Here is a 9,624-nt window from a genome sequence, read left to right on the forward strand (position 1 = left end):
GTTGCTACGCATGGCTTCCAATCGTTGGGGAAACCGGTAACCCACGCCGTCAACAGGGTATCGGCTCCACGCTTACGCCTCTACCACCACTCGATCCTCTTCGGTGTATGTGGCATATCGCTTCGGGAGCAGGCGGAGCGGGTTAGTCGCCAATATCGGCGTGCCTGATCTCACTACCCAATCGAAGCAGCGGGCCAATGCGCCGACGTAGTGCCGAATCGTCGAAGGCGAAAGGTGATCGTGACGCTTCATGCTGGTGACCCGCTGCTCAACCCATTGGTAGTCGAGCGTTGCGAGCGACTTTGCCTTGATGGCGACTCTGCCGAGGAGCGCGTTCAGCACGCGGACGCCGGAGTCGGGCACCGATACGCGACGCAGGTACGCCCGGATCGCGTCGCCTGTTGTTGCAATTGCTTCCGCTGCTGAACAACCTCGTCCGGTACGATGCCGTCGTCCAGCAGCTGCTCCAATCGGGCGACGTACGCGTCGCCCTCCTCCTCGGTTTCAAACGTCAGGGAAAGTGGCTTTGTTAGCAGCTTCGCCTGCTTGATGGTGTATTCCCATCTGCCGACGGCCGCTGTCGTTTGTTGGCCATGCCTAGATAACTCGCGTCGATTGCCAACAAGCCGATCAACGGGCGGTTGGCGTCGGTTTTTAGTTGGTTAGATGCGACTTTTTACCACTCTAGGCAACTCGATTACAGCAATGAAAGCGCCGCAGAAAAAAGAAGAGCCCCGCCGAGTGCTCTCATGCACCGGCGAGTATCAAGGAGGGAGTTGGTTCCCTAAATTCGACCGGATGTTGGCATCGACGAAATCAGAACGGCCCCACATGACGTCCTGTGACCGTCGAAGGTTGCAGCCCGTCCGTCAATCCGAACATGCTCATCACCCTCAAGAATTTCGCATTCGCCAAGCCCCGACTGACAAGTACAGCGATCGCCGATCCGAGCAACTGCGCGCCCCATCACCACGGATCGTTCGCTACCAGTCTGGACCTGACAACCATGATCCGTCGAATCGCCCACTCGAATCACGCCTCTCATCGACCTACTCTCCGAAGTTACTCAAAACCATACCGAGGATCGAACGCCGCTGCGACTACTTCCGGTCCCGTCCAGACGAGAAAAACAATGCCTGCCATCAGCGCAACGCTATTGACAACATAGCCTCGGTATCCGGGACCGCGCTTTTCCCAAGGTGACGTGATAAAGGCATACACGCAGTGAAGCGCAAGCAACAACGCCGTGCTTCGAAAGGTCCATACCCACCACCAGTCGGCACCGTTGACACCGGCCATGCCATGAATGAGCGCCGCGCAAACTCCGAAGGGGTAGAACATCCAAAAGCCGATGAAGGTCGCCATAAACAAAACAGAGCGCACTGGCGAAGGCGGCATCCATTCACGAACGTCGTCAGGTTTCGCATCCGTGGATTGGATCTGATGGTCGCGTTCTTTCACGGAGTTCACGATATAGCTATCATTTGAACGGATTCGCGCCGTTGTTCGCTTGAGCCCATGCCGCTTTACTCGTAGCGTCGGGCGGGCTAATCATGATGATGCTCGCTGTACCATTAGGGCGCCGGTTGACGGTCGCACTTGCTCCGCCATCCTGATAGCCTGCAATCAGTGCCAAACCGATTTGTACAAGTGGCGAACTCACACCAGTGTTGCCAATGCGAGCGCCGATATCGTAACCATCCTTGACGTCGCTCAGGCTCGGGGCCGTCCCGCCTACTTGCGCGAGCGCCTGATTCAGCGGCACCGCCCACAGCCGATCGCCAGTCGTATCGTAAAACACGCGTTTCGGCTCCTTCCCGTCTGGCAACGTTGCGATGGCCTGCTCCCAACCCACTTTCAGCGCTGCTGCCTGAGCCGCAGTCTTGAGCGGTTGTCCGTGATCGTCGGTCAGCTTTACGTTTACCGGGCGATGGAGATAGCCGAGCAACGGTGCATCATCAAATTGCTTGACCTGCCACGTCGTCCAGCGCACTGGAATATATGGCGTCGGCGTGAACTGACCCGGCCCTTTGTTGTCGATGGTTTTCCAGAACGCCGGCAATTTCGCCTGCCACCAAGTAGACGACATGACGCCGATCGCTACCGGATACTGAACACCCGCCTGCTTTGCCTGTTCGATGAAGTGAGCAGTGAAGCTGTCGGGGCCGCGATCGTCATTCTGCTCCCAGAAGAAATTCCACAACTTAATGACGTCGTATTCGGTGTTGTTTCGATTGATCTGCGCAGTCTGCTCGACGGCGTACGGACGAATAAGCTTGTCGACCCGATCCGAACGGGAAACGAGGATGGCACCGACACTGTCCGGAAGCTCGGGAATGATGTGCCCCGCGCGTGGAGCACTGCCACTACCCGGCGCCCCGAGTAGCGAACGCGTCAAGGAGCCGTCTGCGCTAAATACAAGCGCAGCGGGAACATCCGGGTGTTCATCGAAGAATGCAAACAGCTTGTCGATCATCCCGGCACCGTCGGCGGTATTGGCATCCTCCTGCCATAAAAATAGCGTGACACCAAGACTTGCCTGCTGACGGAGACCGGCGATGTCTGCCGCTGCTCGAAATGCATTTCGCTTATCCTTGGGCGGTCCCCAAATGATTACAGGTACTGGCCAATACTCAACAGCACGACTAGCGCCTGCCTTAAAACCCGTCCCCGTCGATATCTCCAGATCTTGCTGCCTCGTATCCTCACTGTCCGGATAATCTTCCGGATTTTGTGAGAAATACGTTGCATGGTTGTCTGCCTTGGCCTCGATCTTCTTCCAGATCTCTTGATTGGTGTCCCATCCCGTCACGATGCCCAGTCCGCGCACTTCGAGCACGTACTTCTGTCCAGTCAGCGACAGCATCGTGGACGAACCGTTGAAGCCGTGCGATACAACTACCTCACTCCTTTGATCGGCCGGAATCGAACGATCGGACGCAGCAGTGGCCGGCACCTGAGATCGATGCAGCCACGCGACACTCGCGCCATACGCCAGAGCTACCAACGCCAAGATCACCAGCACCCCATTCCGAATACTACTTCCCATATGCGGCATCTCCTGCCCGGTCGTTTGCCAATAACTGTAGTGTCGCGCCATCACAAGAATGGTCCAGATTATCGCCACCACCACGAATGCAGAGGCGTACGGCCAAATTCGCGGTCTCGCGATCATCGCGGCATTCCCTGGAAGACTTCTCCGAGCGTCTTATTCCCATACATCATCTGGGCCTTCTGCGCTTCCTGCTTGTAGTACTCCGCCTCAGCCTGCTCCTGCGCAGCGACGGCCGACGGTGTCAACTCGCTGGTTACCAGTGGCGGCATGGTCATGGACACGTGCTCCTCCGGGAAGGTACCGGAGAGATAGTAATTGGAACAGGCCAGAATGAATTCTTGCGTCTTCGGCGAGAGACGGCCAAAGTTCGCATTGTTTTGAATCTTCTTAATCACATTGAGATTCATTTTCCAGTCCGCCATCAGAATCAGCAACTCACGCCACACCGGATCATCGAGCGTCACGGCCTGACCAATCGCGACATCCATCGCGGTCACCCACCGATGATTCTCCGTGCTGTGTAGCACGCCCGAATGATAGTTGTTGGCTTCTCGGGCGTCCGGGTCCTGCTGCATGCGCGCACGAGCTTCATTCGGGGTTTCTTCTCGTTGAATGAGGTGCTGGGGCGGAACGATCGGAAGCAATGCATTCTTGATGATCGAGGTCGCAGATGTATTCGGGGCCACCCGCCAGTTCTGCGATTGGTCGTCGATTGCTTTGCCCTGATTGAAGGCTGCTTTATAAGACTCAGTGCTGGCGAACGGATTACGTGTCGTATCGACGTCGATCCATTTGAACGACGCATATTGATTGCCCAACGCCACGTTTTTCGTCACATCATCAGGCGTCATCATCCCTGCCACGTCAGCATGACCGGGACGCTGCCCGCCCTTTTTGATTTCGCCTCCATACAGATCGGGCTCGCATGGCGGCTTGAGTTCTTCGCCATTGATGAATCGAATATCGTTGCGCTTAAATGACGACTGAAGTGCGATATTCGTGATCACGTCCGTATCGGGTCCGGGTGACAATCGCTGGAACTGCTCGCGTACGGGTACCCTCGCCGGAGCAGTTCCAACCAAAACCTTCTTGTATTTGCCATCGAAATTGTGATCTCGCTCCAGCCGCGTCCACATCCGCTGAAAGAAACGCTTGGGCGCAAGAGCTGTCATGGCCGGCATGGTCTTGCCATGCTTGGCGGCGGTTCCGTCAGCAGGCACTTCATCGGGTACACCAAACGTCCCGATTCCGTGCACTTTCTTGAGGCCGACCACGGTGTCTTCAGGGCAAAAGTACAGATACACTTTGCCGCGATTGTCGCGTTCGTCGAACGTAATCCAGTTCTTGCCGGTCCTGTCCAGCCGCTTTCCGCAAGTCTTGCTCCAGTTCGCGCCCGTTCGGCCACCCGACCGCTCCGCCGTGATCAGCAGGTCGGCCAAATCAGGAACGGTATGTGGTTCGCTCGTGACCACATTCACGATATCGATCAGTGTCTTCAGCTTCCCGTGGCCTGTCTGGTTGCCATCGTCTTCCGTTGCATAGAGGCTGTAGGGCGTATCGACCATGATGATGCAGTCGACGCAGCGCTGCCCCTGTTGTTTAAGTATCGCTTGCGCCAGCAGAGTAATGATCGTCCCCTGACTGTGACCCATCACCGTAATGGTTTCGTGCTGGGGGTCTATACCGTGTGCCAAGGCCAGCGCCTTTGGCTGGATCGTACGAATCGTCTTGATCAGGTTCGCCAATCGCGTCGCTGCCAGTACGAAATAGCGCCGGTCGGGCGCCTTCCCTGCATACACGCTGTTTCCAGCCAATGCGTTGTGCATTACACGACGCGTTTTCCAGTCCGGCTCGAAACCTCTACTGTACATCTGCGGGATGTTGTTGGTTGCGTTGGCAAAGAATCCGCCGGCCTTTGCGAAGTGCGCATCGAGCCGATTACCGTTGACATCCTGATACTGGCCGCGGGTCATGAGATTGCCGCGAACGTCTGCCACACGGCTTTCGATAATGCCGGGGTTATTCAATTTGGCAATGTCCCGGTTGTCAGCGCGTAACCCCCAATAGAACGGAATGAAAAAACTTTTTGTGGTGCCAGTTATTTCAGTTCGTTGATACAAATACGTGTCAGGATCGGACAGTACATCGCGCTGGCGCGTCGTCGGGCTCTTTGCAGCCTTCGCCTGCTGATATTGAGCGCCATAGCGTCCTTCCTTCAAATCAGCCCGCGACAAGCGCTCGTTGAGCCCCTGACACAGCCCTTGCTCGACAACGGAATACACGGCACCCGGATCGTTCACCCCGTGAATAAAGATCACGATGCCCGGCAGATCACCCGGCAACTGCACGTTGCGGGCATCGGGTCGATCCGAAATCGTGACGCCAGCGCCCTGCGCATGCACACGATAATCGTTGTTGGTCTCGGCCATAGAATTCTCCCCGGTCGCTTCAGAGCGACGGCTTCAAGATATCGATCTTGGCGATGCGCATCACGTCGTCCTTCACCAGATCCGTCAGCCCACTGGCATCTGACTTCCCTTCGATGATCCGACCGTCGTTGAGCGCAATGCGATATTGCTGGTTAGCCGCCAGCGCCGGCGTCTCCGGCGAATGCCCTGGAAAGTGCAAACGGAACTGCTGGTCGGTCGGCTGGTTCGTGAAGGACGTTTTCGAAGCCTGTTCCGTCGACGGCCCGCCCCACTGGTGCGACGCCGACAGCAACTTGATGTCGCCGTTCGTGCCGAGCGTCACGCCACCGCCGATCTTGATATAACTGCCGTCTTCGGCAACGAACCGGATCGTCGGTGCGGTGACAAGCACCTCGTTCTCATTCGTTGCGATCTTGACGCCCTTCTGCGCATTCGCCGTCAGGGTGTCGGCTTGTGCCTGCAGCAACATCGGCCCCTCACCGGCCACGGCCTGCACACCGGTGCCGCGCGCGAATAACTGCATTCCCTGTCCGGCAGTCGCATTAAAACGCTGACCGCTCATCAACTGAAGATGCTGCTGCGCGACCTGATCAATGTTCTCGCCCGCGTACGTCACGTGTGTCTTCGGCGTCACGTTCACCGAACCGGCCTGCGCACCAAACGCCATCAACGCCTGCGAACCGCCTGCGGCGCTACCCGATTCCGATGCGCCGCTCCCCGGCGTCCAGCCCTTGAACGCCTGCGCGATGGCCGTCTGCCCTGCCGCATCCGCAGCCTGCCCCCCATGCTGCCCTGCGTAGTCGCCGAGCGACTTGAAGAGTTCAGTGCACTCGCCGAGCAACTGCAGCAGCTCGTCGCGATCGAGTTGCCCGCCGCTCGCCTGCGAGCGCGCATAGGTCGTCAGCAAGATGCCCTGTGCGGCCCGCAGCGCCGCGGCCGCATCCGTGCGCAGTTCCACGCCTTCGCCACGATCCTGCCCGACGCCGTTATTGCGCGGCTGGGTCAGGTAACCCAAATTCAACTGCGAATGCGCGTGCTCGCTCGCGAGCTGGGCGCTTATTTGCTGCGGCGTATCGTCGAGCCGGAGCTGGTTATATTTCCGGCCCTTAATCTCCTGCGTCTTGATTCCGGACACGAAACGGTTGCCCGGCAGCGAGCCGGTATGGGTGAACGCCGCGGGGGTGTTCACGCCGTTTCCGAGCACACAGAGGATCACCAAACGGTCAGGGTCGCCAGCGATACAGCCCAGCAAGACCTCCATGCCAGCGCGCGGCAGGAACGATACGCCGAAGCCTGCCCCGGCCAGGCTGGACGCCACCCGAATCGGGGCGCTGTCGCCGACATTGCCGTTGGTGCCTGCGCCCTGCGCATGCGCGTGATCGCCCGAATCGAGTCCCGGTATCTGCACGTAGACCCGGCCAAGTTCGTCGCATACAACCTCCTCGCCGTCGCGCGTCACAATCACGCCCGTGAGCAGATGGACGGGCGGCAGGTCGATCTTCGGATCGTACGCGGGTGTGAGCGGAACACCGCGCCGTACGCAGGTGAACGCGTTCTCGTAGCGGGTATCTGACTCTGCGACGAGCGCGGCCGGTAATGCGGGTGCGGCCAGCGTCAGATTGCGGCTCGCGGCAAATAACGCGTGAGCTCGTTCCGTCAAGCCCTTCGGCAGATTGTTCCAGACCTCGTGATGCAAGGACGTGATCATGAACTGCCGTTTCTCGGCTGGCTGCATGTCGAGATCGACATCGCCGGCTAGCGTGAACCAGTGCCCGACCGGCATATCCCGCACACTACTTACGCCGTCGTAACGTTCGGCGTCGAATTGATGCGCGAGCATCCGATCGCGGGTAATGCGGTCGTGGTCGTCCCACGAATCGCCGACATGCGGAATGTCGATCGCCACGTCCGTTAGCAGGTTCGCAAGGTCGTTGCCGGCTTCGCCTTGGTCGATACTCGCGGTCGCGGCCGAATCGTGGATACGTCCCTGCTTGTAGTCCCACGATGGCCGACTCGCCTGCCCGGAAATCAGTTGCTGGTGCAATGCAAACAGCGTAATCGTGTCGCGCTGCTCGGTCGCGGCGTCGCGCGGGTGCAGGCGCACCGTGCCCGCCGGGGCCTCTGGCAATTGAAGCGGGTTGTCGCAAAACACGAGCGTATGGACGGGCGTCTCGCCATGAACGTTGCGCGGCGACTCCGCGGGACCGGCTTTCGCGAATATATTGATGCCCTCGCGGCGCAACAGCCGGCGCACAAACTTCGCGTCCGACTCATTGACCTGCCGGGTCAGCTCACGCGCCGGATAGCGGCTCCGATCAAGGCCGGACAGGTCGAACTCGAACGCCGCCGCGAGCGCGGGACTACGACGCCGCCATTCGTTCAACAGGACCGCCAGCACGTCGACGACACTCGTCTTGCGGAACACGCGCGAATTGGTGCGCTTGTCCATCAGCGACAGCGCGTCGCACACCGTGAGCTGGTATACGCACAGCTCGCCGTCGCTCTGGCCGATCTGCACGTCCTTGACGATCGCGTTGATGAAGCGAAGCTGGCCGCGATCGGTGACAAGCCGCAGAGAGACGGGCACCCCAAGGAATAGCCGGGGCGACAGATCATGACGCGTCGACACACAGGTCAAGTGCCCGTGGATACCGGTCATCAGCGCTTCGCGAATGCTCGCGTGCTGAAGGGCCAAGAGCGGCCCCAAGCTACTTTGCAGCCGACCGAAATTCAGCGCGACCGGCCGATTGTTCCAGTCGACGGCCCCCGCCGCGAAACTGCGTATTGTTTCATTTAATGACACAGCCGCCCTCTCGATTCTTATTGAATACGTATTGGATTCAGGCGATCGGGCCGCGTGTCGGGACCGGCAAACCGCCGATTTGTGGTCGGAGGATACCAAATTCGACGACTAGAACATGAAAATGACAGGGGGATGGCGCGCCGTACGGGGCATATTTAACCAAGATTGACATGCAGCGACCACCGATTTTGTCGCATCTTTCGCGGCGGAAGGATTTGTAACGTCTGGTCCTTCCGCACGCAGTAAATCGGCCCATGCAGTACCCGACCTGCCGCCTCCTGACGGCAGGCCGACCTCTATCGCGTCAGAACAATCCGACCGGCTGCACCGCGTCGCCCCGGCTATAGATGATCAGTTCGGTGCGTTCGACGCCCTTGCCGCCACCGACCGTATATTGAATCGGTACGGTGTCGATGTAGAACCCGTCAAACACGCGCCGGATGTCGGGATGATCGTTCAGGCTCACGATCGCCCGTCCTTTCAGCGATCGTAGACGCCACGCCATCTTCTCGTACTCACCGAACGGGAATGCCACGCCGTCCCCCTCTGTCTCGTAGTACGGAGATCGAGGTAGAAGAGCGTGTACGTCCGGTCGTATCGATCAATGCACGCGGCCCAATCCAGGGGGTTCACTTTGACGGCAAGCGACCAAGCGATGTGTTCAACACTTGGCGGTCAGAATCGGACACGGATACACGACGCAGATACTCGCGAATTGCATCCGGCGTCGTCGAGATCTCCCGTTGTTCAATGACATCCGTTGGGACAATGCCGCATGAGCAATTGCTCAAGACGAGCGACATACGCATCGCCGTCTTCTTCGGATTGAAACGTCAGGGAAAGTGGCTTTGGGAGGAACTTCGAACGTCGGATGATGTATTCCCACGTTCCGGAGGGTCGTAGTTGCTTGGTCGCCATACACTGATGTGCACTCGCCTATACGGCCAAAGAGCTGACTTAGCAGTGGTTACGCGTGTTTCAACAGTGGGCCACTTTGTACCGCTCTAGGCGACTTTCTTACCAGGATGAAAGCGGGTCCCGAAAAAGAAAAAGCCCTGACTTCTCAGGGCTTTTTCTCTTCTTACTTGGAGGCGCGAGCCGGAGTCGAACCGGCCTAAACGGCTTTGCAGGCCGCTGCATAACCGCTTTGCTATCGCGCCGAAAGCGGACTGTCGGAGCGTCGTAGGACGCGACTGACAGATTTTCATTCGAGGGCCGCAGGCCCATCAAATAAAAAGGGAAGCGTGGCTTCCCATGGCTTGGAGCGGGAGACGAGTCTCGAACTCGCGACCTCAACCTTGGCAAGGTTGCGCTCTACCAACTGAGCTACTCCCGCA

5 protein-coding genes, 2 tRNA genes and 1 pseudogene are annotated in these 9,624 nt (G+C 58.5%); all 8 read right to left on the bottom strand.

The features are described from left to right. Positions 1-784: 784 nt before the first annotated feature. Positions 785-1,045 (bottom strand): PAAR domain-containing protein, encoded by a 261-nt coding sequence (locus BUB20358_RS27155; protein WP_081293603.1) that lies wholly within the window; start codon positions 1,043-1,045, stop codon positions 785-787. A 17-nt stretch (positions 1,046-1,062) separates the two neighbouring features. Beyond that, positions 1,063-1,470: a hypothetical protein gene (locus tag BUB20358_RS27160; protein WP_123806850.1), complete on the bottom strand. Its 408-nt coding sequence runs from the start codon at positions 1,468-1,470 to the stop codon at positions 1,063-1,065. 10 nt (positions 1,471-1,480) lie between these two features. After that, the gene (locus tag BUB20358_RS27165; protein WP_006764773.1) at positions 1,481-3,175 is read right to left on the bottom strand and encodes a type VI lipase adapter Tla3 domain-containing protein; all 1,695 of its coding nucleotides are present in this window, start codon (positions 3,173-3,175) and stop codon (positions 1,481-1,483) included. Beyond that, positions 3,172-5,484, bottom strand: a complete 2,313-nt coding sequence (locus tag BUB20358_RS27170) for a DUF3274 domain-containing protein (RefSeq protein ID WP_006764774.1) — start codon at positions 5,482-5,484, stop codon at positions 3,172-3,174. Before BUB20358_RS27170 ends, BUB20358_RS27165 begins: the two co-directional genes overlap by 4 nt. 19 nt (positions 5,485-5,503) lie before the next feature. Continuing rightward, positions 5,504-8,287: a type VI secretion system Vgr family protein gene (locus tag BUB20358_RS27175; protein WP_035972754.1), complete on the bottom strand. Its 2,784-nt coding sequence runs from the start codon at positions 8,285-8,287 to the stop codon at positions 5,504-5,506. Positions 8,288-8,591: 304 nt separating this feature from the next. Next, positions 8,592-8,914 (bottom strand): annotated as a pseudogene (locus BUB20358_RS27180) (DNA adenine methylase); the annotation flags it as partial. Between the two features lie 459 nt (positions 8,915-9,373). Beyond that, positions 9,374-9,447 (bottom strand) — tRNA-Cys (locus BUB20358_RS27185). Positions 9,448-9,547: 100 nt separating this feature from the next. Then, a tRNA-Gly gene (locus tag BUB20358_RS27190) sits at positions 9,548-9,623 on the bottom strand. Position 9,624 lies beyond the last annotated feature (1 nt).

The organism is Burkholderia dolosa (assembly GCF_902499135.1).
Taxonomy (GTDB): Bacteria; Pseudomonadota; Gammaproteobacteria; order Burkholderiales; family Burkholderiaceae; genus Burkholderia; species Burkholderia dolosa.